Here is a 1,085-nt window from a genome sequence, read left to right as displayed (position 1 = left end):
CTTGATTCTGTTTTCACAGTCTGCCCTGGTGTTGTATACATTCCAGATCTGATCTAAAGGAAGATCCAGATTGGTGACATAACAGCTGAAGCGATAGCCCGGAAGATCTTCAAACAGTTCTTTTCCTCCTGATTTAGGTCGGATATCCACTTGTTTTTTCACCACAATATACCTTCTGGATTTGCCCTTTTCATGAGAAAACCTCATCTCACTCAGCTCAATACCCTTGGTCAGTTCCACCCAGTTGTCCAATCCCCACACTTCACTTTTCACATTCGGGTACATCTTCACCGTCATGATATAATTGAGCTGTTCTTCCTCCAGATAGCTTAACAACTCTTCGGTATAAAAGCCACTGTCAGCCCTTACCAAGCCTACTTTTTTGCCTTTCAATGCCTGGTCAAATGTTTCCTGCATAAACAACTTGCAACTGCTGCTGTCGGCCGTGTTGCCGGGTCTGAGCCAGGCATTGGCTACCATCCGGGTCTGTCCAACAAAGGCCATCAGCGGATGGTGGGAATTCCTGCCCCGCTTATTGGGATTGTACCCTTTGGCACTTCCTTGCTGATCTCCGTAGCGGGTAATCACAGTGCTGTCAAAATCAACGGTAAGATTATCCACGCCAATCTGGTCAAAAAACCAGTGCTGAAGAACAGGAAAAACCTCGGTGTTTCTTTTTTGGGAAAACTTACCGAAAAATCGGCTGTAGGTGCTTTGTGAGGGCATCTGATCCAATCCAAAAATGGACTGCAATACCGAATCATAACGCAGCCAGTCACAGTGGATATAGCGGCTCGCACCGGTCCAGATGCTCAGCCAAAAGGAGGTCACGATATCTGTCGGATCATAGCCCCGGTTAGATCCCGGTTGAGGCAAATCAAGCGAGCTGAGATACTCCTTAATCCCAGTCTGATCCACAAAACGCTTCATCAAACTCATTCCTCCATAAGGAGTCACAGGTTTGTCCGAATACTCAATAGGCAGATTAACCATTTTGGTGAAAGTTGATTCTATTAAAAATCGTGCTTTTCTCTTCCCTTTCAAAGATTTTGGGAAACTTTACTATTCCTATTGCATAATTGCGG

The 1,085-nt window shown here is 45.3% G+C and carries 1 protein-coding gene; it reads right to left on the bottom strand.

Annotation, left to right across the window (positions count from 1 at the left end):
• The coding region (locus Q0L00_RS19565) for an IS1380 family transposase (RefSeq protein ID WP_297338582.1) at window positions 1-993 on the bottom strand (993 nt) is incomplete at its 3' end.
• Between the last annotated feature and the right edge of the window lie 92 nt (window positions 994-1,085).

The organism is Algoriphagus sp. (assembly GCF_024305035.1).
GTDB lineage: Bacteria > Bacteroidota > Bacteroidia > Cytophagales > Cyclobacteriaceae > Algoriphagus.
The sequence above is the reverse complement of the archived record's forward strand: the minus strand, read 5'-3'. Positions and strand labels throughout refer to the sequence as shown.